Below are 22,555 nucleotides of genomic sequence, written 5' to 3'. Positions count from 1 at the left end.
CATGGCGGTGACGGGTTCCTTTGCACATCATTACCCGCTCCGCCTTTCTCACGGGCAGGCACGGCCTGACGCACTACAATTTTTCCACCAGCGTTTTTAATTGCCTGAGTAAATCGTCTTTTTCATCTTCATCACTGCCTCCGTACGGCCAGGTAGACTGGCGAATAACCAGACGCGTCGGCAACAGCTCACGGATCCGCATCTGCGGGGCGGCCATCTGCTGAATCAACAACTCCACGGCGCGCTTACCGAGCTTGTTGAAATCCTGCGCGACAGTAGTCAGAGGCGGCTGGAAATAGAGGCTATCCGCTGTGTCGTCATAGCCGGTGACAGATACTGCCCTGCTACCGGTGCGATTGAGCTGTGCCAGCGCGCTCAACACCCCCAGCGCCATCTGATCGTTCGCTACGACAATGGCGCTGATCTTCGGATATTGATGTAACAGCTCAAAAGCTTTGTGCCAGCCGCTGGCCGCGCTCCAGTCGCCGAAGACCGTCACCGCATTACGCACACCGTGACGATGCAATGCTTCACGCCAGCTACTGAGCCGCATCCGCGCGGAGACCGAACTTTCCGGCCCCGCCAGTAAGCCAAACTCCCGATGCCCTAATTCCCACAAATGCGTGACGCAGGCACCGCAGCCCTCCATGTGATCAAAGCGCACACAGCAGACATCGGTCTCCGGCGAGATATCCAGAAACAGACAGCAGATATCCGGGTTCTCACTCACCAGTTTTTCCGCAATGCTCCCTTCCAGCGGCAGATTAATAATCGCGCCGCGGATGTTTTGCGCGCGAAACTCATTCAGTCGCGCCTGTAATGAGGGGTAATCGGCCGTCGCGGGCATCGCGATCGCCACCTCCAGCTCGTGGGCGCTGGCGTGACTTTTGATCGCGGCGGCTATTTGCGAAGGGGCATGCAGCGTTAACGACGCGGTAATCAGGCCAATCGACGGCGCCGATTTCCCGGCCAGTAATTGTGCCGAGCGGTTCGGCACATAGTGCAACGCCTGCATCGCGCGGATGACTTTATCGCGGGTACGTTCAGCCACCACCTCGGGTTTATTCAGCACGCGTGACACGGTTTGCTCCGAGACACCCGCCTCACGCGCCACATCTTCCAGTGTTGCCGTACGGCGTTGCATCGCCCTCTCCTTAACCTTGTGATAACAATGTCGCTCGCTAACATTCTATGTCGAAAAGACGACAAAAAACGGCGACTTTGGCATGGTTTCGTGATCGTGAATGGGTTTCACTTTCCCCAATATTGTGGCACCAAACAAAATATCTGATAACTCATCCATCTTGTCGGGCGAATGACATTTCATTTTATTATCAGGTATAGCGATGCAACATTACGATTCCCACGCGCGTCGTGGCCCCCGGTTCCACGATGTGCTTGCCCGTGAAGACTGGCAAAATCAGACCATTACGCACCTTAACCGCCTAGCGGCTCACCCGACGTTTACCAGTTGGCGAGACGTTTATGCCGCAAAGGAAAATCAGCCCTCAACGCACCGTCGTCTGCTGGACGGACAGTGGCAGTTTGCCCTGGCGCGCAGCCCGTTTGAGGTGGACGCCTCCTGGCTGGAAAGCGATCTGCCCGGTAGCCGCAGCACGCCAGTTCCTTCGAACTGGCAAATGGAAGGTTATGACACACCTATTTACAGCAATGTGCGTTACCCCATTGCAACCACCCCGCCGCGCGTGCCGGAAGAGAACCCGACCGGCTGCTACTCGCTGCTGCTTAACGTCGATGCGCACTGGCTGGATGAAGGGCAAACGCAGGTTATCTTTGATGGTGTTAATTCTGCCTTTCATCTGTGGTGTAACAGTGAATGGGTCGGTTACTCGCAGGACAGCCGCCTGCCTGCGGCCTTCGATCTGAGCCCTTATCTTCATACCGGCGAGAATCGCCTTTGCGTGATGGTGATGCGCTGGAGCGCAGGGACCTGGCTTGAAGATCAGGATATGTGGCGGATGAGCGGGATCTTCCGTTCGGTCTGGCTACTGCATAAACCTGCGCTGCACCTGAGCGATGTCCAGCTCACCCCACAGCTCGATGCGCTGTATCGCGACGCTGAACTGGTGGTTAACGTCATCGTCGCCGCCCCGACGCAAATGCTCGAGAACCTGACGGTCAACGTCGAGTTGTGGAACGACACACAGCGCATCGTCAATCATCAGCAACCGCCCGGTTCGCCGGTGATTGATGAGCGCGGCAACTATGCCGAACGCGCGGTGATGCGCCTGCCGGTCGAACGCCCGGCGCTGTGGAGTGCGGAGACACCGAACTGCTACCGCGCAGTGGTCTCCCTGTGGCGCGGCGATGAGCTGATCGAAGCCGAAGCCTGGGACATCGGTTTTCGTAAGGTTGAAATTGACAATGGCCTGTTGAAGCTCAACGGCAAACCGCTGCTGATCCGCGGCGTCAACCGCCATGAGCATCACCACCAGCGCGGCCAGGTTGTCACCGAAGAGGATATGGTGCAGGACATTCGGCTGATGAAGCAGAATAATTTTAACGCCGTGCGCTGCTCCCACTACCCCAACGCCCCGCGCTGGTATGAACTCTGCAACCGCTATGGTCTGTACGTCATCGACGAGGCCAATATTGAAACCCACGGTCTGGTGCCCATGAGTCGTCTCTCTGACGATCCGTCATGGCTCCCGGCATACAGCGCTCGCGTCACACGGATGGTGCAAAACAACCGCAACCACCCGTCGATTATTATCTGGTCGCTGGGCAACGAATCCGGCGGTGGCGGTAACCATGAAGCCATGTACCACTGGCTTAAGCGTAACGATCCGTCACGCCCGGTGCAGTACGAAGGTGGCGGAGCAAACAGCACGACAACCGACATTCTGTGTCCGATGTATGCCCGCGTGGAGAGCGATCTGCTGATACCGGCGGTACCGAAATGGGGGATCAAAAAGTGGATCAGCCTGCCGGGTGAGCAGCGCCCGCTCATCCTGTGCGAATACGCGCACGCGATGGGCAATAGCCTGGGAAACTTTGCGGATTACTGGCGGGCATTTCGTGATTATCCACGCCTGCAGGGTGGCTTTATTTGGGACTGGGCCGATCAGGCGATCACCAAAACCTTTGACGATGGCAGCGTCGGCTGGGCCTACGGCGGCGATTTTGGCGATAAACCCAACGACAGGCAGTTCTGTATGAACGGTCTGGTGTTCCCCGACCGCCGCCCTCACCCTTCACTTATTGAGGCCAAACATGCCCAGCAATTTTTCCAGTTTACGCTGCTGGCGCAAAACCCGCTGCGCATCAGTATTACCAGCGAATATCTGTTCCGCGCGACGGACAACGAAACACTGCACTGGCAGGTTCAGGCCGCAGGTGAAACCGTTGCCCATGGCAGTGTAGCTCTGGATATCTCGCCGGAGGGGCACAATGCGTTGACGCTCGCGAAGACGTTGACGCTGCCCACCGGTGCCGAAGAGGTGTGGCTGACGCTGGAGGTTATCCAGCCGCAGGCCACGGCCTGGTCAGAAGCCGGGCATCGTGTCGCCTGGCAGCAGTTCGCTCTCGCCGCCCCGCTGGTGCTGCGAACGCCTGTACGCCCGGCGAATGCACCAGAGCTTGAGGGCAGCGACAGCGCCTGGACGATACGCTGCGGCAGCCAACAGTGGGTTATTGACAGGCAAAGTGGGCTGCTTACCCACTGGCAGGTCGACGGCGTGGAACAGTTACTGACACCGCTGCGCGATCAGTTCGTGCGTGCCCCGCTGGACAATGACATTGGTGTCAGCGAAGTGGAACGCATCGATCCTAACGCCTGGGCCGAGCGCTGGAAGAGCGCGGGGTTGTATAACCTCACCGCGCGCTGTGTGCAGTGTGAGGCGCAACGTCTGGCCCATGAGGTGGTGATAGACAGCCGCTGGCACTACCAGAGCGGCGATGGCGTGGTAATTGTCAGCCACTGGCGAATGACCTTTGATGCCGAAGGCAAGCTGCATCTGGCGGTCGATGGCGAACGCGCAGGCACTTTACCGCCGCTGCCGCGTGTCGGGCTGAATTTCCAGGTGCCGGATCAGTCCCAACCTGTCTCCTGGCTGGGCTTCGGCCCGCATGAGAACTACCCGGATCGGCGCGCCAGTGCCTGCTTTTCCCGCTGGGCGTTACCGCTCGCTGAGATGACAACACCCTACATTTTCCCCGGCGAAAACGGCCTGCGTTGCGATAACAAAGCACTGGACTGGGGGCACTGGCACGTCGCGGGAGATTTTCATTTCTCTGTGCAGCCCTATAGTACCGCGCAATTAATGGAGACCGACCACTGGCACAGGATGCAGCCGGAAGATGGCGTCTGGATAACCCTCGATGGCTAGCATATGGGTATCGGCGGTGATGACTCCTGGACGCCCAGCGTACTGCGGCAATGGTTGCTGCTTGAGACACGATGGCAATATCAGTTAACGATCCACTTCCAATAATAATCGGGGGGCGTTAAGCCCCCTGGCATACAGGCATAACAAGATGGAACAGTCACAATGAAACTCTCTCAACTCGCACCAAGAGAACGACATAATTTTATCTACTTTATGCTGTTCTTTTTCTTTTACTACTTCATTATGTCGGCTTATTTCCCTTTTTTCCCGGTCTGGCTGGCGGAAGTTAACCATTTAACCAAAACCGAAACGGGAATTGTCTTCTCATCTATCTCGCTGTTTGCGATTATTTTCCAGCCGGTGTTTGGCCTGATTTCCGATAAGCTGGGGTTACGCAAACACCTGCTGTGGACCATTACGGTCTTGCTGATCCTGTTTGCCCCGTTCTTTATTTTTGTGCTCTCACCTCTGCTACAAATGAATATTTTCGCCGGTGCGCTGGCAGGAGGGATCTATTTAGGGATCGTCTTCTCCAGCGGTTCTGGCGCTGTCGAAGCCTATATTGAACGCGTCAGTCGCGCGAACCGTTTTGAATACGGTAAAGTTCGCGTTTCCGGTTGTATTGGCTGGGCATTGTGCGCATCGATAACCGGTATTTTGTTTGGTATCGACCCTAACATTACGTTCTGGATCGCCTCCGGTTTTGCTCTGGTGCTCGGCGTACTGTTGTGGATGTCCAAACCCGAAGGGAGTAACAGCGAGTTGGTCATCGACGCGCTGGGCGCCAATCGTCAGGCATTCTCAATGCGAACCGCCGCCGAACTGCTGCGGATGCCGCGTTTCTGGGGCTTTATTGTTTACGTGGTTGGCGTCGCCAGCGTCTATGACGTCTTCGACCAACAATTTGCCAACTTCTTTAAAGGCTTTTTCTCCAGTCCGCAGCGCGGGACCGAAGTCTTTGGCTTCGTCACCACCGGCGGGGAACTTCTCAACGCCACGATTATGTTCTTCGCACCTGCCATCGTGAATCGCATTGGGGCAAAAAACGCACTGCTGGCCGCCGGGATTATTATGTCAGCACGTATTTTGGGGTCCTCTTTCGCGTCGTCTGCGGTTGAAGTGGTTATCTTAAAAATGCTGCATATGTTTGAGTTGCCGTTCCTGCTGGTCGGCACCTTTAAATATATCTCCTCTGCCTTTAATCCAAAATTGTCGGCCACGCTGTTCCTGATTGGCTTTAACTTATCGAAACAGCTTTCGGGGGTGGTGCTGTCGGCGTGGGTCGGACGGATGTACGACACCGTTGGCTTCCATCAGGCGTACCTCATTCTGGGCTGTATTACCCTGAGTTTTACCGTTATGTCGCTGTTTACCCTGAAAGGCGGTAAAACGCTGCTGCCGGAACCAGGATATAACAGCGCCGCGTGATAACACGCCATGCAAGGGGTGACCAGGTCATCCCAAAAACGCGACGGCAGGCTATCTGGTACTGATGCGCCAGATAGCCGTCCGGGCGTGTAAGCGGTTAAAATAAAAAATATAAACGTTGCTTAATTAATTTCGCTATGTCTTAATAGCGCCATCGGTTTGGAATACAGACCTTATGAAAGCAGTTTTAGTAAAGCAGTCCTCAGTTCAAGTGTTATCCATAGATATCCTTCTTCGAGAGCCTCCTCCTAAGTGCCAAATAAGTCACTCTAACATTACAGGCCATTATTGCCACTCTGCGTGGCCCATAAAATTAAGGAAGTATCTATGTCTAATAAAATGACTGGTTTAGTAAAATGGTTTAACTCCGATAAAGGTTTTGGCTTTATCACTCCTGACGATGGCAGCAAAGATGTATTCGTACATTTCTCTGCAATCCAGAGCGACAGCTACAAAACGCTTGATGAAGGCCAGAAAGTATCCTTCACTATCGAAAGTGGCGCTAAAGGCCCTGCTGCCGGTAACGTTACCGCGCTGTAAGTTGCGCGCATTATCAGTGATGTTTACAACAGCGATGAAGACAATAGTCTGAGCAGATAAAATCTACTGATAAAAATAAACCCGCCGAGTGCGGGTTTTTTATTGCCTTACATTCAGCCAGCGGCTCGCTTTTATTATTTCCGGTTAGCGGACCGGTTATTAAACAGCCAGTGCATGAATTACCCCGGGGTAATTCACCCTCTGTCCTTGCAGCCCTTTCAACGACAGAGGGTTGTGTTTATTTTTTCAGACAGATGTTCCCCGCACCCGAATAGGCTCTTTGATAGCATTGACGGACAACAACCGCTGGAGCGCATTAATAGCGGTGTCCGTAAGTTCATGCCCTTTTGTCAAGACCATCAGTCCATTCGATGTCAGAATATCTTCCTCAACCACCCATCCGGGCAGCAGTTCGCGAATATGGGCAGAACGAACGCCACTCACGTTTGCGCGAAAATCTGACAACGCCTTAATGATGTAGTCGGGCAGTGGTGGCGTGGCCGCACGCAGAATTTCCCATGGCCGCTCCAGGCTCCAGCCACGGACGGCATGTTTTTCCAGTTCGAGCGCTGCACGCAGCAAATGCGCGCCTCGCAAAACCTCCAGAGGGACATTCGGCGCCGGCTCTTTCGCCTGGTGACGTATAATTCCCGCGACCAGTTCGAGGCGAGGAATGTTCTCAACCAACCGCCCGGCAACCTCCGGATGACCAAGCAGCAGTTTTTTCTCTTCATCCGTCAGTTTACGCTGGGCCGCATCGGCCTGGACGATATCCGCAGGAATACCGACACAGCCTATCTGGCTTAGTGACGCCGCGATGGTGTAAATCCATTCATCGGGCCACTCCAGTTTCGGCAACGCATGATTCACACATGAATACGCGAACGCGGAGCGCTGAAAAGCCCATGGCGCGACCATCGCGAGCACTTCGGTCAGCGTTTTCACCGAAGCGGTAAGCGTGGTGGCAAGCAACTCTTTTTCGGCACAAATAAGGCGATACTGGCGCACCGCCTCATTTAGCGTGGCAATCAGTTCGTCTTTTGGACAAGGCTTACACAGATAGCGAAAAATGGCGCCTTTATTGATAGCCGCAATTGAAGATTGCACATCGGCCTGACCGGTCAGCAGAATGCGAACACTGTCGGGAGAGATTTCCCGCGCTTTCGCCAGGAAAGTCGCCCCGTCCATGCCTGGCATACGCATATCGGACACGATGACAGCAAACTTGTCGCCCCAGCGAACGGCGTCAAGCCCGGCCTCACCGCTCTTTGCGACCACTACATCAAATTCCCCAAAAAGATTTCGCTCAATGGCGGCGAGCACATTGGGTTCATCATCCACGCACAGTACCCGAGCGAGGGCAGTATCAGTCATGATGGGTCTCCTTTATATGAGCAAGCATTTGCTGCCACAGAGGGAGCTGGTTCAGCATGCCTGTTTGTTCGAGATAATCGTTATCGGGTACGTTATTGTTCGCCAGCGCGACCGCAACATGTACGGTACCGATCGCACCGAAGCTATTATTTGTAAGGCGTGAAGGCTGAGCTTGCCGGGCAACGATCTCGACGAGATCGTCGGGCAATCCCCACAACGCCAGCATCCACGCGCCCAGAGCGGCGCGGCTCGTGGGGGAATGGCCTTTAATATCGGGAAGCAGCAGAGCAATATTGGCGAGCAATGCGGCGGTCGACTCCAGGCCCTCGTGGCAACACATGCGAGCGGCGAGTTGCGAGGCGAGAAAGGCCTTACGTTGTAACTCACTGACATCAGGGTCACTGTTCGCTTCGGTAAAAAATTCAGGTGTCTGGATTAATGACGATATCTGCTCCAGCCCCAGGTGGGTGATAGCACTGCCGATATCGTGAATTCGTGCCCCTCGTGTGAACCAGGCCGAATTTGCAATCTGCATAAACCTGGCCGTCAGCGCGGGATCGCGCCTGATGAGATCGGTTATGCGCGGGATATCACAGGCAGTCCCGGAAAGGCATTGTCTCAGTTCGGCGAATATCTCAGGTGTGGCAGGCAGGTGGTTAATATGCCCCGTTAAATCAATGAGCCCCGGATCGTCAATAGCCTGGCGTAGCGTGAGCGTGTTTTCGATCATCTCGATCAGTGCCGTACTGTCACACGGCTTAGATACAAACCGGTGCGCGACCTGGAGCATTCGTTGGGTTGATGTGGGCTCTGAATAGCCAGAAAGGATGATCCGTACCGTACCCGGCCAGCAAGCGCGAACCTGGGTGAGCAACTCAGCCCCATCCATAAAAGGCATGCGCATATCCGATACCACAACATCTGCCGGAGTCTGTTCAAGCATCGCCAGCGCATCAGGACCACTACTTGCAAAGCGGCATTCCCAATCAGGGTTATACATCATGACCGCTCTCTCAATGCCCGAGAGTATGCGGTTTTCATCGTCAACAAACATCACCTGCATGCCGTTCATCCCTCTTTGCGACTATGAAGCGGAAATTGCAATATGAACGTTGACCCCACACCTTCCTCAGACTCGCAGCGGATATGTCCCATGTGTTTGTCGATGACCGTCGAGTAGACAATCGCAAGCCCCTGCCCCGTCCCCTTACCGACGGCTTTGGTCGTGAAGAAGGGATCGAAAATACGATCCAGGATACCAGCGGGTATGCCGCTACCATCGTCCTGCACCCGTATTTCCATAAAGTCACCGTTTTGCTCAGCGGAGATGACAATACGGCCTTTTTCCTTAACGCCTTTCTGCAGGGTATCAGCAATCGCATGGGCGGCGTTGACCACTAAATTAAGTATGGCCTGACCAACCATATCGCGCAGGCATGGCAGCAAGGGCAAATCGTCGCCAAAATGGGTTTCCAGATCAGCGACATATTTCCACTCATTGCGCGCGACCGTTACGGTTGTACGGATGACTTCACGGATATCGACAGATTCTTTCTCATTTTGCGATGGGTGAGAAAACTCCTTCATGGCAGCGACAATTTTCGCAATGTGCTCAAGGCCTTCCAGGGACTCATCTAACGCTGAGGGAATCTGGCTGCGCAAAAAATCAATCCGGGCACGTTTTAAAACCGTGTCGAATGCCTCTATCGTCGGCTCATTGTCCAGTTTCTCACGCGCAACGTCGACCACCGCAAGCGCAGCATCAAGTACCTTTGTCAGCGTTGCATGGGCGGTTTTCACAAAACCAACATTGTCCGAAACATACTGAGTCGGGGTATTAATCTCATGCGCAATACCTGCGGCAAGCTGACCAATAGACTCCATTTTCTGCGCTTGCAACAGTTGGGCCTGCGCTAACCGTAATTCCGATAATGCTTTTTCAAGCTCGCGCCGCTCGTTCTCGAGTTCCATCGTCTTACGAGCAACGACTTTCTCCAGACCAATATTCTGTTCCAGAATGGCAAAAGGCGTTGTATGGCTATGCCTGGCCTCTTGTGCAATACGACGTTTCAGGACATCGATTGTTTTATCGCGGGCAAGAAGTTTGCGCTCATAATCGGCAAGTGACAGGCCCGCATTGGGTTCGTGGGTAAAAGAAGACATAATTTATCCTCCGATAGCGACGCCTGTGAATGTCTGGTTTACGTGCAGCCCGTTGTACTGCTCGCCGTAGGTAGAAAAACCGATCACATTGTTCTGGCGCATAATGTCGCTAATCGGTTCTTCAAGCCCTTCTTCTTCAAACTGGAGGCGGCGAAGAATACAATCGCAACCGATGATGACACGCGGGTCAGGAATTATTTCATGAACTTTTTCAAACGATTGCCTGAAGGTCTCGATGGGGTCTTCTGCTCTGCCAATCGAAATAATCAACCCCTCTTCAATCGCGCAATAGCAGGTTAACGAAAAATCGGCATTCCATTTCTGAATGGAGCGTACATAAGGTTCATCGCCAAGCGAGAGCACCAGCGGATTGCGAGAAAATATCGTGGGCGTTAACTCGTCCACGCTCAGGCCGAGAGATTCGGCGTAGACTTGTGCAGCAGGTTCGCCGTTAATTTCAAAAATGATCCGTTTCTCCGGATCGGCTTCGGTAATCACCAGTTCCACATCGCTGGGAACAAAGTGTTGAATTTTAAACGTCGCAAGAGGAGAGTGGGTCTCAATGACCGCAAAAACCGCTGCGTCTGATACAAATTTACCATTACCGTCGTAAATGAAGCTTTGTTCAAAGCGCAGGTCATCCCCCGCCGATCCCCCGATGATAGGCACATTCCCTATCTGCTGATAAAGATTAGCCACAAGTCGCTCTTCTGCCATCGAAAGCCCATCGACAAGCAACAGACCGAAGCGATTAATATTCGGCCTTGCCTCGCTGTCGAGACGGATTTTTTCAGCCATGTCCGCAATAACGGCGGAGTATTCAACTAAAGGATGAATCATAAAAGCGGAGGCCCGAAATTCGCTCCCTAAGCCCAGGCCGAGCATCCCTGAGTGCTGAAAACCATCCAGACCAATTTGCCCGGAGGAGGTGCATCCTATAAGCGTGCATGAAAAGGTTTTTTTTAATTCGCTGCCTAATATTTCAAGATCATAATCCGGAGAGCAAAAAAATAAGATGGTTTCAATATCCTCATGACCGATCTTATTGGCAAATTCAGCTACAGCCTGGACAGGATCGCGTAATTCACTACTTGCATATTTTAGTTTGACATTCACGGCATATTCTCCGGCTGAGAAAAGCGATAGTGTTTATTTTAAACAGTACATGCTCAAAAAGATGCTCGTCTGGATTCAACAGTTGGGGAGTCATAAAAGCTGCCACCAGGCCACTTGTGAATGCCTGTCTTAATTAGTTATACATGCATGGCATTTCTCTTCAAAGACGCACGTGAACTTTCTTTTCAGGCCGCCGTCTGGATCACTTTTGTTACCCTTTCATCCAAAACCCGGCTAATTAACGTACGTCTGTTTTTCGTTCGGCAAAATAGTGCGCAGGGGTGCTGCCCATCGTTTTTTTGAACATGGTGATGAAGGCATTCACCGATTCATACCCCAGGTTTGCTGCCACATTTTGTACCGAGACGCCGCTTGCCAGCGCCTGGAGCGCAAGGATCAGATGGAGCTGCTGACGCCATCGTCCGAAGGTTAGCCCTGTCTCGCGTAGCATCAAGCGTGCCAGCGAGCGCTCGCTGAGCGCCAGCCGTTTAGCCCACGCTTTAAAGGTGCTGCGATCCTCCGGATTAGTGACCAGCGCATCTGCCATGGCACGTATTTTGGGATGGGCCGAAACGGGCAGACTTAATTTCTGCTGCGGCATGGTGGCTAACTCGTCAAGCGTCACTCTGGTCAGTCTTGCGACATGGCTATCGGGCGGGTAATCGATGCCCTCACGCGTTAAGCGGTCCACCAACTCTTTAATCAGGGATGAAATCGCCAGCGTGCAACATTTTTCCGGAAGCGCAGTGGCGCCGGGTTCAATAAACAGATAATTGAGATGGGCGTTCCAGGTCGCTTTAGCGCTGTGAGGAACACCGCCCGGTATCCAGACTGCGCAATTTGGCGGCACTATCCATATGTCATTTTCGGCGCGACAGATTACCGCGCCATACAGCGCAATGATCAATTGCCCTTTGCGATGTGTATGTACCGGCACTTCGGCCTCGTAATCAATAAAATCAAGATGCCGCGCCACTGCCGGGCACGAGGTGGCATCAGGGTCAAATAATGTTGTAACGAATTGGGGCTTCATGTGATTGGCAACATTTAGGTATTTTTTGACAGAATAGAGTATTTAATAGCATACGCAAGCCGGTAATAATCCCCGGCATGAACACATTCGCTCTCTTTCACAGTCATTTTTTACGCGCTACCAGCAAGCTATTACGCCGTGTGGCTTCTCCCGCACTGCTGAACGACGCTAACGCGTTGCTCTATTCTGCAAAGACTTTTACCGCCGCGATGCTCGCCTATTTTATTGCGTTGTCGATAGGTCTTGAGCGCCCGTCATGGGCCATCATTACCGTCTACATTGTTTCGCAAACCTCGGTGAGCGCATCACTGAGCAGAAGCCTTTATCGCCTGGCAGGTACGGTCATCGGCGCCGGAGCGACCGTTTTGATCGTGCCCACTTTCGTGAACATGCCGGTGCTTTGCAGCGTGATGCTCACAGGCTGGATAACCTTCTGTCTCTATTTATCCCTCCTTGTACGCACTTCACGTGCGTATGCTTTTGTATTAGCCGGTTACACCGCGAGCCTGATTGGTTTTCCTGCGGTGTTTGATCCCGGCACTATTTTTCATATCGCCATTCTTCGCGTGCAGGAGATCATGATTGGTATTTTCTGCGCCGCACTTATTCACAGATACGTATTGCCCGCGCGTATTTCAGGGGTGTTCAACAACAAATTAGCGCAGACATTACACTCGGCCCGGCTGAAAATTGCCGACACCTTAGCAGGCAAACCCGATGAGCATTCCGATAGCCTTCATCTGGCGCTGGCACTGCAGTTTTTGCAGGGTATCAGCCACCATATCCCTTATGACTTTGCCCTTTCTGCGCCGGTCCGCCAGGCACGAAAAGCCATCCATGACAGGCTGGCTCGTCTGTTAATTGTGAATTGTGAATTACGCGATCGCTTACCGACGCCAGAACAGATACCCGTCGAGCTGCGGTTGTTGCTAAAGGATGTCCAGGCCTGGCTTACTCATGAGGGAGAAAGCGAGCAGATAATCAGCGCAGAGGCGCTAAAAAAACGCAGTGAACAGTTAACGGCGTTATACGCTTCGCAGACACCAACAATGACAGATGCGATACGGGCCAGTTTTACGCGCCACCTGACAGAGGCCATCGTGCTTTTACAGCAATGCGAACGCCTTTCTGATGCGGTTCGCCACGCGAAAAACACCCCTGCGCTGATGGAGGTCAAGGCTGCAAAAGGCTACGTATTCCACCGGGATCACCTTAGCGCTGCACGCACAGCGCTGGGGGCTTTCTCGATAATCTTAAGCGGCTGCCTGATTTGGATTTACTCAGCCTGGCCTGATGGCGCCACGGCGGTCTCTGTTCTTGGGGTCTGCTGTACGCTGTTTGCCAGTTTCGACACGCCAGCCCCCCACCTTGTGAAATATATTATGGGTTCCGTCTGGGGGGTACTGATAAGCCTGTTCTATAGCTTTGTCCTTCTTCCGCAAGTGACCGACTTCGCGGTATTGGTTGCGGCACTTGCCCCCGCCTATTTGCTGGCCGGATCGCTCCAGGCGCGCCCGCCCACCACATTTATGGCCATGGGGATCACCCTCACCCTGCCTATCCTTTGCGAATTAGGCGCGCATTACAGCGGGGACTTCGCTGTAGCCATCAATACCTCTATTGCCTTGTTTGCCGCCATCGGCTTTGCCGTGGTCAGCATGAGTTTGTTGCAAACGGTGCAGGCAGACGCGGCCATTAACCGTCTGCTGAAACTCTGTCGACGCGATATCCGGCGCAGCGTGAAAGGTGTTTTTAAACCCGATGAGACGCACTGGACCAATCTGATGATGGACAGAACTGCCCTTTTACTGCCGCGTTTGCAACGCAGTGAGCACGCCTCAGAACAGGTGCTTGAGCACATGTTGCACTATCTGCGTATTGGCCTCTCTGTCATGCATTTACGCCACTGTTATTCGCTGGCGGAAAGAAAAACAGCCAGGGAGATCAATGACCTGCTTTACCAGCTTATTCACACGAAAGACATACCCGCCGTACGCGAGCGCATTGCGTCAATGATTTGCCTCTCTCTGCCTGCGCCAGATGAACAATCGCGCCAGGTTGTCGACAGGCTTGTTGACCTGTACTGCGCACTGCGAAGTAGCAAGAAGGAGCAAGAAAATGCTGAATGACATCAATATTGGGGGGGTATTTCTCCCCGGTCTGCTGGTCATTGCGCTTATTAGCCTGGCCTGCACGCTGTTACTCGTGCCGCTGTTCTCTTTCAGCAGGTTTTATTGCCGTTTGCCTTGCCGCCCGCTGATTAGTTTCTCACTGTATATCGTCACTTTTTTCCTGTTCCTGCAGGACGCTAACGCGCTGGGGTTATTTGCATGAAATCGTTTCTCTCTTTATTGACCCGCTATGCGCTGACGCTAAGCGCAGCCGCCGTGTCAGCTATTCTGGCTTTCATGATGTGGAAGCATTATGCGCAGACGCCCTGGACCCGCGATGGTCGGGTTCGTGCGGATGTAGTGCAAATTGCGCCGGATGTCTCAGGGCCGGTTATCAGCGTGGCTGTCAGAGACAATCAGTGGGTGAATCGTGGCGATGTTCTCTATTCCATCGATCCGCACTGGTTAACGCTGGCGTTGCTCAGCGCGCAGGCTGATGTCGATGCTAAACGTCATGAAATGCTGATGCGCCAGGATGCCGCCAGACGACGTGTGCAGATAAAAGGCATGATTTCCGGTGAAGATTTGCAGCAAACAAGCAGCGCGGCGAATATCGCAACGGCCAATTACCATGGTGCGCTGGCTGCGCTGGAACTGGCTGAACTCAATTTATCCCATGCCACCGTGCGGGCGCCGGTTGCCGGTTATGTCACACATCTGAGGCTTCGCCCCGGCGACTACGCAACTGCCGGAGAAACAAAGGTAGCCATCGTCGACGCGCAAAGTTTCTGGGTGGTGGGTTATTTTGAGGAAACCAAACTGCGCCACATTCGCGTGGGAAATACCGCGCACATTGCGCTGATGGGCTTCGAGCCCGTCCTGACCGGCCACGTTGAAAGTATCGGGCATGGGATTGGTGATAATAATGACGACACGGGCGGTCTTGGCCTGCCACAGGTTGAGCCGACTTTTAACTGGGTACGTCTTGCCCAGCGCATCCCGGTGCGTATTCACATCGATAACTTGCCGCAAGGGGTCGAGTTAGTGGCAGGCTTGTCGGCAAGTATCTCCATCGCACCTTAGGCCACGCTGGTTGTGGCAGTTATCCAAATCATTCCCCTTACGGCGTGGATAGCACCGCGCCGGTTGTCTCTTGTGGCGGTCGGAATGACGTTTCTCGCGTCCCGTCACAATAACATTCGGTGCGCGTGGAAAATAAGATATATTCCGGAGGAAAAATTCAGCGTCCTTTTACGCTCTTTCTTAAGCGTTTTTAAATTCTGCGCGCGAATTTGTCGGCACACGATGAGTTAAATAGATTTAAAAATTATTCACCCGCAGGTGCCAGGCGTATTTAAAATTGTTATTCTGGTTGTGCTTAATCACCTCTCTCCTTAAGGAGCACCCATGCCAGAGTACTGTTTTTTTAAAAAGGGTAAGCATACCGTTGCTCTGAAAAAATCAGATGAACAACGCGCATTTCAGTTGACTGAGCAGGGTTATGAAAAGCAGTTTGAAGAGGTCATCGCCGCGAATGAAAAACAGGCGCTTGCCCGTTTTGCTGATATTCGCCGGGAAAAGGAAATCGATCAGCATAACTTCCTGGCAGGCGCTATTGCTATGCCGCTGATAGGCGTTATGACGGCGGCGGCAACGTCTCTTTTCAAAAAGAAGAAAGACGCAAGCAAAACATAACGCCCTTACATGAAGGGGCACCGGATTGACGGGCCGCAGTCCTGAACGTTGCAGCCCGCCAGCGGTGATAATCGTCACTGCGACAACATCCCCATTCACGCGTGAGCAGGGTTTATCTGTTTTATCGCCAGTTCCACGACATCTTTACTGAAAGAAAAATCACCGCTCAGTAACGCCGCAGCGTCAAACCAGCGCGCTTCAAAGACATCCGACGCGGCAGTCGGTTCTCCCCCCTGCCAGGCACAAACGACCGGGATCAGCAGATAATGGTAAAGAAGCTCGCCGGCGGCGTTGTAATCGAATGCTTCCAGGGGCACATCCGTCGACTGGTAAATAACCCTCAGCCCGGTCTCTTCGTTTACTTCACGCAACGCGGCCTGTTCTATGGTTTCGCCTGCCTCGATTTTTCCACCCGGAAAACCCCAAAAACCTGCGTCAGGTGGGTTAGAGCGACGTACAAGCAGTACACGAGATTCATGGACGATCACCCCCAGTACGGCGGCAACGGGATGTATGGTGTGTGGCATGATACGCTTTCCTGCGCGCACTGGCCGGGAGCGCCCGGCGCAGCGCCCTTAAATACGATTAATTTTTCACCCACTTACTCGCAGGCGCCTGATAGTTGCGAAAATACGCCACGACACTTTCGACATCCGTGGAAAACGGCAGCATATCGGCGTAACGGGCATGCATGAATCCCTCGGTAACCATTTTCTCCACCATCGCCTGTAGCGGATCGTAATAACCGTTGATATTCAGGAATGCGCAGGGTTTGTGGTGAATACCGAGTTGTGCCCAGGTCCACTGCTCGAAAATCTCTTCCAGCGTACCCGCACCACCAGGCAATGCGATAAAGCCATCCGATAGCGCCGCCATTTTGGTTTTTCGCTCGTGCATATTTTCCACGACGTGAAGTTCACTCAGCCCCTGGTGCGCGATCTCCTTTTCAAACAGACCTCGCGGCATAACCCCCACCACGTGGCCGCCGTGCGCCAGGCAGGCATCGGCAACGGCGCCCATCAGGCCAACCTTACCGCCACCGTAGACAAGAGAAATGTCGGCCGCCGCGAGGGTTTTGCCCACATAGCGCGCCGTTTCGATATACAGCGGATTTTCCCCGGAAGATGAACCACAAAAGATACCAATCGCTTTCATTACAACACTCCGTTGTTAGTGGAGGCGGTAATTTACCATATCTTTGTGTCAGCTTATTGCGCCTGTGGGTTGGACAATGTCGGTCGGCACATTCAGGGACTTAAATGCGGAACAGTAAATTTAATAAGCTCAGTTTTTGTTCCGTAATTGTTGCGTACACTCACGTTAACCATTAAGGAGGTACGTATGAATATCGATAGCTGGCTCAATCAACTGCTTAACGCGTTCACCGAACAACATAAACCTGCATGGATGCCACAATGCCTCTGGCTGTCACCGCAGCAAAAGATAACGATTATCCGGGAGTTGATCTGTCCGCTGAGTAAAAAGTAAAAAAATCATCTGGCGTCAGGGAGGCCAGATGATGTTGATAAAAAGTTCGGCCTCCCTACCAACAGCCGGGGCGTCCGTCAGTCCGGAAATTCACTCCTCTTCGGCTTCCAGTGCCCGCTTGATATCATTAAGTTTTGCTGTCTGGCGGCGCATCTCCAGCAGGTAGAGCGCTTCATAGGCTTCGATACCCACGAGGTTTTGTTCACCCAGCATATCTAAGTCCTCTACCAGTAACGCGATCTCTTCCGGCGTGATTTTCGGTCTCATCATCACTCTCCTTCGGGTTAAACAAGCCAGCTTTGCGTCAAAAGACAAAGGGTAAGTATAACGGCAGTGGCTCCTTTTAACGAAGCAGCTGCCTTTTGTTGGCCTGGTGCTATTCGTACTTGTTTCGGTGTCGCTGGCAGTAAAGCAGAAGATAATCTTCAAATGAGGGGGGTAAATTGAACGTTATCGCCTGTTGCACCACGTGAATACCGTAATGTTCAAAATAATCACTACGGGTTACGCGAAACTGGTCGATGAGGATTAGCGGTTTAGGATCAGACAGCGTGCTTTTTTGCTCGTCGATAACCTTCACTAAATACGTATCGGCATCTGTCGCAATAACATCATAACGAACAAGGCGATCGCCGGATTCGGCTGACAGGTAGTGCGTTTTTATGGATGAGTAAATCATTGGCTTACTCCTTTTATACGCGACTTATCAGAAGTATATCCGCTTAAATGAGGAGTGAAATAGTAGCGTTCACATTTCTTAGATTCGTATTTACGTCTTCCAGGTGATAATCCATTTCTGCCAAACGTAGACACAGCCCACATTGACAGGCCCGCTTATCCAGGCAGGCCATGGTCAAATAAATTTACCCTTTCATTGGGGACGCAAGCGGTCCACCAACGATCTCTATTTCAACGTCATGACAGATCTCAAACCCTTCCGTAAGGCGCCAGACACCGGTCATTATTTTTCCTGTATCCATATTCTCAACTTTATCATGGGTATAGTAAGCCACCTGCACAATACCCTGGTGCTGGATCCAGTAATAACCCTCTTTCATGGGTACACTCTGCGAGTTACTCGCCGGAATGAGTGCTATGCAAGGTCACTCAAAATACGCGGCAAAAGATAAAGACCCAACAGGAGAATTGAGTCATTCAGGATGTGGAAACCGTGATGCCGGGTGCCTCCCGGTGTTCCTGACGGTCAGTCAGAAACGCATTCGCTATTCGCGACTTGCATGGTATGAAGACCAGCCCCACCGCTGAGGGGGATTCATCACGTCAGAACGATTGTTTGTCGGCTTGCCATACCGAACCGTTTAAGTTTAGCCGTAAAAGGTACGTTTCACCAGCCTGGCCCGCCGCGTATGTGCGCCATAACGAATTAATGCAAAGTAAACACATTCTTGACTACCACATCGAAAATAGATAGCGAAAAAACTCAACTTCTTTTCCACCAGGCCGTTAATATAAATATGGGATAAAAAGTGAATGCAGATAGCCTGTCTGCGCGAGGAGAGAAAAATGCCGAAAATTTCTTTTGATCCTGAGTCCGGTGAACATAAGGTCATTGGTGTGATCACAACCGTCAATGTCACGCATGGCGGTTCCCTCTTCATTACTGAGACCGAAAACGGCGGCGTAACGACAACCACCGTCGAGTTTAATAACGGGGGATACGTCTCTTCTACACCAAACGAGGAGGGATTATGTGTCGCCAGCAAAGATGTGCTGATTACCTATACTGACGATCCGAATAACAAAGGCGGCATCACAATGAATGTGACCATGGATGAAAGCGTCAAATAAACGTCTGAGTACGGGTAATAAAAGCGTCGCTTTCAGGTCCTGCGGCGACGCTTTTAACGATGATTTATGCATTTCCTCTTTTGCTGCCTGATTAACTCATTTTGCCATACATAGAAAATCCTGATTCTTATGAATGGACAATTGAATATATCATCATTCCTGTTGAATGTTTAACTGACTAAACCATTTTGTCTGGAAAACACCTTAACTTTCATTTTGAATGTTTCGAGGTCGTCTTGCTCCGCAAGTAATATGATATTTCCGCGAATATTATTGATTTGCTGTCGGTGTACATCCGTCAGTTTTTGCGCGGCTACAGGCTGGAGGAGGATAGCGGAGAGCGTTATTAATTTTTCGCCTGACCGTTCAGATATCGCCCTGATAGCATCTGGGAAGTACCCAGGCGCACCGGCCATCACGCTGTTTATAATCAAGAAAAAATCGTCCATCGCGCACTCCCTCTCTTGAACGGGTTTTAGTACGGATTACTTCTATTAAATTACTTTTAATGTATAGCCTGGCAATAACGTTGTATTGCTATTATCAGCACAGTACAACACTGATTAACAAGAATTAATTATCGAGAAGAAGATCCCGATTAAGAAAATCACAATGTACTGCCCGCTTTGATGTCAGAGACAAACAGCCACCTGATTCGACGGCACAAGCGAATGACCGTCGAACCGGTGCGGAAAGCAGGTTATGAGGGAACCGAGCCTTCTTGCGCCGTCTGTTTTGCCAAAGTACGCGCCAGAATCGAAGAATATAACGGTTTTCCACCAAGAAATTGTGCGAGTAACGTCGCACCGAGGCAGGTAATAATCATCGGCAGTATGAGCTGATAATTATCTGTCATTTCCAGCACCAGGACGATCCCCGTTAGCGGAGCACGAACGGACGCAGCAAACAACGCCCCCATCCCGGCAATAGCAAACGTACCGGCTTCAAGCCCATAGGCCGGGAACAAATCCGCGACACCCACACCATAGGCGGTGCCGAGCACGGTACCTAACGCCAGCATTGGCGCGAAAATTCCACCAGGCGCCCCGGAGCAAAAACAGAGCAGCGTTGTGAGCAGACGGACCAGAAACATTACGATTAAGGCATAAAACGTAAACCCACCGCTGGCCGCATCAGGGATCAATTCAAAGCCGCCTCCTGCCCCAGGCGCATAAAGCAGCGCAAGGATGCCACATCCGCCGCCTATACATCCCCCTACCACCAGGGTTCGCCATGTTCGCCCGGCATAGATATGCTGAAAACCATCCTGAAAAAGAAAGACGAGACGATTGAATAATACGCCGACGAGGCCAAATAACATCCCCAACACGAGATACAGCCACAGCGTATTGACTGGCGCATTGGATAACTGCCCTACGGCGATGACCGGGCTTTCGCCATTAAATGTGCGAAATACAATGCTTGCCATGATCACGCCAATAAAAACGGCTTTGATGGAGATAAGGTTATAGCGAAATTGCGGCCTCATCTCTTCGAGAATAAAGAGAATACCCGCCAGCGGTGCGTTAAACGCTGCCGCCAGACCAGCAGCCGCCCCCGTTGCCAGTAATGAATGGCGCGCCTCACCATGTTTTATCCGCAACAGGTCAGAGACCATTCGGCCAATATTACCACCGAGCTGAACGGTAGGCCCTTCTCTACCGAGCACCATGCCTGCGCCGAGCGTTCCCATACCGCCAAAAAACTTCACCGGTATGACACGCCACCAGCGTACAGGGCGTAACTCTTCCAGCGCGCCTTCGATTTCAGGGATACCTGAGCCCGACGCCTCAGGCGCAAAACGCCTGACGAGAAAATAGCCCATCACCGCCAGCAGCCCGGAGATAATAAAGGCCATAATCCATAGCGCCCACCCGCTTAAGTCAGCCTGATGCAGAAAACTTATTCGCCAGTGCTGCACGGCATTGACGGCGCGAAAGAATGCAACGCCAGCAAACCCAACGAGCGTACCAACAATAGCAGCACAAATTAATACGGCGACGGGCGTCCGGTCACGGTACAGCAACGCTTTGAACATGCTCTTGCGTGCCAATTCCGTGTCAGGAACTTGCACATCTGATGAACCAGGAACAATCATTTTTTGCAATGTCATCTACCAACAAGGGGGGAGAGTTTAACGCACCTTGAGCCGACTAAACAAAAACGATGTCGTTACAGGACGTATCACTTCCCTTAAAACAGGTCCCTTCGCGCGGAATAACGCTCTGTCGTGTTGCTGTCAGCCCGCTGTCGTGTGGGTGTCGTGTTGCTCTTATCTGGCCCCTGGCATACTTCTGCCGGGTAAACATTCAGCCAGGAGAATAACCATGACTATTTTCACCATCCTCAGTCATACCCCGCTGTGGGTATGGATACTTTTTGCTTTTCTTATAATGCGGGGTTATGCCGCGCTCTCAGAGCGCGAAATGAATATCAGTCAGTTGTTTATTTTACCGCTACTCTTTCTGATTTGGGGAGTATGGGGTTTAAAGGAAGAATTTAATTTTAATGTTGCTTCATTAGTGGGAATGTTCAGCGGACTTGCGTTGGGTATTGTGGCCGGATGGCGGTTATGGAAAAACCAGCCTCGTTTAAAAAATAAACCGCATAGCGAAAAGATTATTCGCGCGGGCACGCCTCTGACACTGGTTTTTATTATCATGGGTTTTGGCTCGAAATATTGTCTGCTGGTTTGGTTGTCGTTGCATCCGGAGGGACACTATGCAGTACAATTCAGCGCTCTGTTCGGCGTTATTACCGGACTCGTTGATGGGTTGTTCTGGGGTGGAACGCTGAATCTGTTTTTCTCATGGCGCAAAATGTCGCCGCATGCACGAGGCGCTTAGGCAGACTCTGCGGCACTCTGGCACACCCTTTTGGTAAATTATGCGGCCTGCTGTAGTAACGCAGGCCCACGGAACATAATTACTCGCCGTTGAGTACCAGCTTATTATAGGCCTCTAATAGTTGCGTCTGAGAAACATAACGGTCGGCCACGAAAGAGATGGCGCCACATTTACCATTGCTAAACGTCACAAAGGTTATCTCTATCGCCAGGCTTTTTACAACCGCGCCGGGATAGATACAATTAATCTTACGTTCATAAGGTCTGACGTCGATTAATTCAGCAGGTTTATCTTTGATAAATAAAAGGACTTTCCTCATCTGGCATTCACATTAATTAACAGACACCTGAGTGGAATGTAATTATTACATGACACTGGCTGGCATCTTAATTTCAGGAATAATCTGAGAGCACATAACGCTCATCAAAGCGTCATGTTTTCCGGATTTATTTTATCCCTCCCTTACAGCCGAAAAAAAGCAAAGCATTCTGTGAAGATCAGGCGGCATTAAAAAATAGTCAAACGTCATGCGACCATCGATTAAAGGTAGACATACTTAATGAATAATTACACCAACACATTATTTCATTATCAACTATGTCG

General features: G+C 51.9%; 23 protein-coding genes and 1 pseudogene. 10 read left to right on the top strand and 14 right to left on the bottom strand.

Features of this window, described 5'->3' with window-relative positions; translation table 11 throughout:
- Positions 1-73 precede the first annotated feature (73 nt).
- Positions 74-1,144 (bottom strand): LacI family DNA-binding transcriptional regulator, encoded by a 1,071-nt coding sequence (locus ACS0RQ_RS12930; protein WP_271850555.1) that lies wholly within the window; start codon positions 1,142-1,144, stop codon positions 74-76.
- 202 nt (positions 1,145-1,346) lie between these two features.
- On the opposite strand from ACS0RQ_RS12930, the pseudogene ACS0RQ_RS12925 reads away from it, so the two are divergent.
- The 3 genes and pseudogenes from ACS0RQ_RS12925 (at position 1,347) to cspE (ending at position 6,317) form a co-directional block, all read left to right on the top strand.
- Positions 1,347-4,454: pseudogene (locus ACS0RQ_RS12925) on the top strand (beta-galactosidase).
- Positions 4,455-4,511: 57 nt separating this feature from the next.
- On the top strand, positions 4,512-5,777 hold the full coding sequence (locus ACS0RQ_RS12920) for an MFS transporter (RefSeq protein WP_271850557.1): 1,266 nt from the start codon (positions 4,512-4,514) through the stop codon (positions 5,775-5,777).
- A gap of 327 nt (positions 5,778-6,104) precedes the next feature.
- On the top strand, positions 6,105-6,317 hold the full coding sequence (gene cspE / locus ACS0RQ_RS12915) for a transcription antiterminator/RNA stability regulator CspE (protein WP_016495754.1): 213 nt from the start codon (positions 6,105-6,107) through the stop codon (positions 6,315-6,317).
- Positions 6,318-6,563: 246 nt separating this feature from the next.
- On the opposite strand, the gene ACS0RQ_RS12910 is transcribed toward cspE, so the two are convergent.
- The 5 genes from ACS0RQ_RS12910 to ACS0RQ_RS12890 form a co-directional block, all read right to left on the bottom strand.
- Positions 6,564-7,691, bottom strand: coding sequence for a response regulator (locus ACS0RQ_RS12910; RefSeq protein ID WP_271850558.1), 1,128 nt, complete (start codon positions 7,689-7,691; stop codon positions 6,564-6,566).
- Positions 7,684-8,754 carry an HDOD domain-containing protein gene (locus tag ACS0RQ_RS12905; protein WP_334633313.1) on the bottom strand — a complete coding sequence of 357 codons (1,071 nt, stop codon included), beginning with the start codon at positions 8,752-8,754 and terminating at the stop codon, positions 7,684-7,686. The genes ACS0RQ_RS12910 and ACS0RQ_RS12905 overlap by 8 nt, the downstream gene beginning before the upstream one ends.
- Positions 8,755-8,759: 5 nt before the next feature.
- Complete coding sequence (locus tag ACS0RQ_RS12900) at positions 8,760-9,854, bottom strand: sensor histidine kinase (protein ID WP_107222783.1); 1,095 nt, start codon at positions 9,852-9,854, stop codon at positions 8,760-8,762.
- 3 nt (positions 9,855-9,857) lie between these two features.
- Entirely contained in the window at positions 9,858-10,970 is a 1,113-nt protein-coding gene (locus ACS0RQ_RS12895; protein ID WP_039078896.1) for an FIST N-terminal domain-containing protein, read from the bottom strand.
- A 238-nt stretch (positions 10,971-11,208) separates the two neighbouring features.
- A complete protein-coding gene (locus ACS0RQ_RS12890) occupies positions 11,209-12,003 on the bottom strand; it encodes an AraC family transcriptional regulator (protein WP_271850561.1) in 795 nt (264 codons plus the stop codon).
- Positions 12,004-12,080: 77 nt separating this feature from the next.
- Between ACS0RQ_RS12890 and ACS0RQ_RS12885 the strand changes: the two genes are divergently transcribed.
- The 4 genes from ACS0RQ_RS12885 to ACS0RQ_RS12870 all read left to right on the top strand — a co-directional run bounded on the left by ACS0RQ_RS12885 (position 12,081) and on the right by ACS0RQ_RS12870 (position 15,809).
- Positions 12,081-14,132: an FUSC family protein gene (locus ACS0RQ_RS12885; RefSeq protein ID WP_334633316.1), complete on the top strand. Its 2,052-nt coding sequence runs from the start codon at positions 12,081-12,083 to the stop codon at positions 14,130-14,132.
- Positions 14,122-14,337, top strand: a complete 216-nt coding sequence (locus ACS0RQ_RS12880; protein ID WP_108701225.1) for a DUF1656 domain-containing protein — start codon at positions 14,122-14,124, stop codon at positions 14,335-14,337. The genes ACS0RQ_RS12885 and ACS0RQ_RS12880 overlap by 11 nt, the downstream gene beginning before the upstream one ends.
- Positions 14,334-15,197 (top strand): HlyD family secretion protein, encoded by an 864-nt coding sequence (locus tag ACS0RQ_RS12875; protein ID WP_039078892.1) that lies wholly within the window; start codon positions 14,334-14,336, stop codon positions 15,195-15,197. Before ACS0RQ_RS12880 ends, ACS0RQ_RS12875 begins: the two co-directional genes overlap by 4 nt.
- Positions 15,198-15,521: 324 nt before the next feature.
- Positions 15,522-15,809, top strand: coding sequence for a hypothetical protein (locus tag ACS0RQ_RS12870; RefSeq protein WP_039078891.1), 288 nt, complete (start codon positions 15,522-15,524; stop codon positions 15,807-15,809).
- 95 nt (positions 15,810-15,904) lie between these two features.
- Here the strand turns inward: ACS0RQ_RS12870 and ACS0RQ_RS12865 are convergent, their stop codons facing one another.
- Complete coding sequence (locus ACS0RQ_RS12865; RefSeq protein ID WP_039078890.1) at positions 15,905-16,336, bottom strand: NUDIX hydrolase; 432 nt, start codon at positions 16,334-16,336, stop codon at positions 15,905-15,907.
- Between the two features lie 58 nt (positions 16,337-16,394).
- On the bottom strand, positions 16,395-16,964 hold the full coding sequence (locus ACS0RQ_RS12860) for an LOG family protein (RefSeq protein ID WP_039078889.1): 570 nt from the start codon (positions 16,962-16,964) through the stop codon (positions 16,395-16,397).
- 186 nt (positions 16,965-17,150) lie between these two features.
- Here ACS0RQ_RS12860 and ACS0RQ_RS12855 point away from each other — a divergent pair, with 186 nt between their 5' ends.
- Positions 17,151-17,297, top strand: a complete 147-nt coding sequence (locus ACS0RQ_RS12855) for a hypothetical protein (RefSeq protein WP_271850563.1) — start codon at positions 17,151-17,153, stop codon at positions 17,295-17,297.
- A gap of 90 nt (positions 17,298-17,387) precedes the next feature.
- Here the strand turns inward: ACS0RQ_RS12855 and ACS0RQ_RS12850 are convergent, their stop codons facing one another.
- The 3 genes from ACS0RQ_RS12850 to ACS0RQ_RS12840 all read right to left on the bottom strand — a co-directional run bounded on the left by ACS0RQ_RS12850 (position 17,388) and on the right by ACS0RQ_RS12840 (position 18,355).
- Positions 17,388-17,567 carry a hypothetical protein gene (locus tag ACS0RQ_RS12850; protein ID WP_125124603.1) on the bottom strand — a complete coding sequence of 60 codons (180 nt, stop codon included), beginning with the start codon at positions 17,565-17,567 and terminating at the stop codon, positions 17,388-17,390.
- Between the two features lie 106 nt (positions 17,568-17,673).
- The gene (locus tag ACS0RQ_RS12845; RefSeq protein WP_193793479.1) at positions 17,674-17,976 is read right to left on the bottom strand and encodes a hypothetical protein; all 303 of its coding nucleotides are present in this window, start codon (positions 17,974-17,976) and stop codon (positions 17,674-17,676) included.
- Between the two features lie 184 nt (positions 17,977-18,160).
- Positions 18,161-18,355 carry a hypothetical protein gene (locus ACS0RQ_RS12840; protein ID WP_071194289.1) on the bottom strand — a complete coding sequence of 65 codons (195 nt, stop codon included), beginning with the start codon at positions 18,353-18,355 and terminating at the stop codon, positions 18,161-18,163.
- A 466-nt stretch (positions 18,356-18,821) separates the two neighbouring features.
- On the opposite strand from ACS0RQ_RS12840, the gene ACS0RQ_RS12835 reads away from it, so the two are divergent.
- Complete coding sequence (locus ACS0RQ_RS12835) at positions 18,822-19,106, top strand: hypothetical protein (protein WP_039078886.1); 285 nt, start codon at positions 18,822-18,824, stop codon at positions 19,104-19,106.
- Between the two features lie 170 nt (positions 19,107-19,276).
- On the opposite strand, the gene ACS0RQ_RS12830 is transcribed toward ACS0RQ_RS12835, so the two are convergent.
- The gene (locus tag ACS0RQ_RS12830; RefSeq protein WP_271850564.1) at positions 19,277-19,555 is read right to left on the bottom strand and encodes a hypothetical protein; all 279 of its coding nucleotides are present in this window, start codon (positions 19,553-19,555) and stop codon (positions 19,277-19,279) included.
- Positions 19,556-19,806: 251 nt separating this feature from the next.
- Positions 19,807-21,144, bottom strand: coding sequence for a ClC family H(+)/Cl(-) exchange transporter (gene clcA, locus ACS0RQ_RS12825; RefSeq protein ID WP_499079319.1), 1,338 nt, complete (start codon positions 21,142-21,144; stop codon positions 19,807-19,809).
- Positions 21,145-21,433: 289 nt separating this feature from the next.
- Between clcA and ACS0RQ_RS12820 the strand changes: the two genes are divergently transcribed.
- Positions 21,434-21,952 carry a DUF6622 family protein gene (locus ACS0RQ_RS12820; RefSeq protein ID WP_271850566.1) on the top strand — a complete coding sequence of 173 codons (519 nt, stop codon included), beginning with the start codon at positions 21,434-21,436 and terminating at the stop codon, positions 21,950-21,952.
- A gap of 79 nt (positions 21,953-22,031) precedes the next feature.
- Here the strand turns inward: ACS0RQ_RS12820 and ACS0RQ_RS12815 are convergent, their stop codons facing one another.
- Entirely contained in the window at positions 22,032-22,271 is a 240-nt protein-coding gene (locus tag ACS0RQ_RS12815) for a hypothetical protein (protein ID WP_271850567.1), read from the bottom strand.
- Positions 22,272-22,555: the final 284 nt, after the last annotated feature.

The organism is Phytobacter diazotrophicus, assembly GCF_052061655.1.
In the GTDB taxonomy this organism is placed as follows: domain Bacteria; phylum Pseudomonadota; class Gammaproteobacteria; order Enterobacterales; family Enterobacteriaceae; genus Phytobacter; species Phytobacter diazotrophicus.
The sequence above is the reverse complement of the archived record's forward strand: the minus strand, read 5'-3'. Positions and strand labels throughout refer to the sequence as shown.

Bases quoted from the DNA above. Each gene is read 5' to 3' on its own strand.
- ACS0RQ_RS12870 (WP_039078891.1), top strand. From the start codon at position 15,522: ATGCCAGAGTACTGTTTTTTTAAAAAGGGTAAGCATACCGTTGCTCTG.
- ACS0RQ_RS12860 (WP_039078889.1), bottom strand. From the start codon at position 16,964: ATGAAAGCGATTGGTATCTTTTGTGGTTCATCTTCCGGGGAAAATCCG.
- ACS0RQ_RS12905 (WP_334633313.1), bottom strand. From the start codon at position 8,754: ATGCAGGTGATGTTTGTTGACGATGAAAACCGCATACTCTCGGGCATT.
- clcA (WP_499079319.1), bottom strand. From the start codon at position 21,144: ATGTTCAAAGCGTTGCTGTACCGTGACCGGACGCCCGTCGCCGTATTA.
- ACS0RQ_RS12900 (WP_107222783.1), bottom strand. From the start codon at position 9,854: ATGTCTTCTTTTACCCACGAACCCAATGCGGGCCTGTCACTTGCCGAT.
- ACS0RQ_RS12850 (WP_125124603.1), bottom strand. From the start codon at position 17,567: ATGATGAGACCGAAAATCACGCCGGAAGAGATCGCGTTACTGGTAGAG.
- ACS0RQ_RS12930 (WP_271850555.1), bottom strand. From the start codon at position 1,144: ATGCAACGCCGTACGGCAACACTGGAAGATGTGGCGCGTGAGGCGGGT.
- ACS0RQ_RS12820 (WP_271850566.1), top strand. From the start codon at position 21,434: ATGACTATTTTCACCATCCTCAGTCATACCCCGCTGTGGGTATGGATA.
- ACS0RQ_RS12815 (WP_271850567.1), bottom strand. From the start codon at position 22,271: ATGAGGAAAGTCCTTTTATTTATCAAAGATAAACCTGCTGAATTAATC.
- ACS0RQ_RS12910 (WP_271850558.1), bottom strand. From the start codon at position 7,691: ATGACTGATACTGCCCTCGCTCGGGTACTGTGCGTGGATGATGAACCC.
- ACS0RQ_RS12880 (WP_108701225.1), top strand. From the start codon at position 14,122: ATGCTGAATGACATCAATATTGGGGGGGTATTTCTCCCCGGTCTGCTG.
- ACS0RQ_RS12855 (WP_271850563.1), top strand. From the start codon at position 17,151: ATGAATATCGATAGCTGGCTCAATCAACTGCTTAACGCGTTCACCGAA.
- ACS0RQ_RS12890 (WP_271850561.1), bottom strand. From the start codon at position 12,003: ATGAAGCCCCAATTCGTTACAACATTATTTGACCCTGATGCCACCTCG.
- ACS0RQ_RS12835 (WP_039078886.1), top strand. From the start codon at position 18,822: ATGCCGAAAATTTCTTTTGATCCTGAGTCCGGTGAACATAAGGTCATT.
- cspE (WP_016495754.1), top strand. From the start codon at position 6,105: ATGTCTAATAAAATGACTGGTTTAGTAAAATGGTTTAACTCCGATAAA.
- ACS0RQ_RS12920 (WP_271850557.1), top strand. From the start codon at position 4,512: ATGAAACTCTCTCAACTCGCACCAAGAGAACGACATAATTTTATCTAC.
- ACS0RQ_RS12875 (WP_039078892.1), top strand. From the start codon at position 14,334: ATGAAATCGTTTCTCTCTTTATTGACCCGCTATGCGCTGACGCTAAGC.
- ACS0RQ_RS12840 (WP_071194289.1), bottom strand. From the start codon at position 18,355: ATGAAAGAGGGTTATTACTGGATCCAGCACCAGGGTATTGTGCAGGTG.
- ACS0RQ_RS12845 (WP_193793479.1), bottom strand. From the start codon at position 17,976: ATGATTTACTCATCCATAAAAACGCACTACCTGTCAGCCGAATCCGGC.
- ACS0RQ_RS12865 (WP_039078890.1), bottom strand. From the start codon at position 16,336: ATGCCACACACCATACATCCCGTTGCCGCCGTACTGGGGGTGATCGTC.
- ACS0RQ_RS12885 (WP_334633316.1), top strand. From the start codon at position 12,081: ATGAACACATTCGCTCTCTTTCACAGTCATTTTTTACGCGCTACCAGC.
- ACS0RQ_RS12830 (WP_271850564.1), bottom strand. From the start codon at position 19,555: ATGGACGATTTTTTCTTGATTATAAACAGCGTGATGGCCGGTGCGCCT.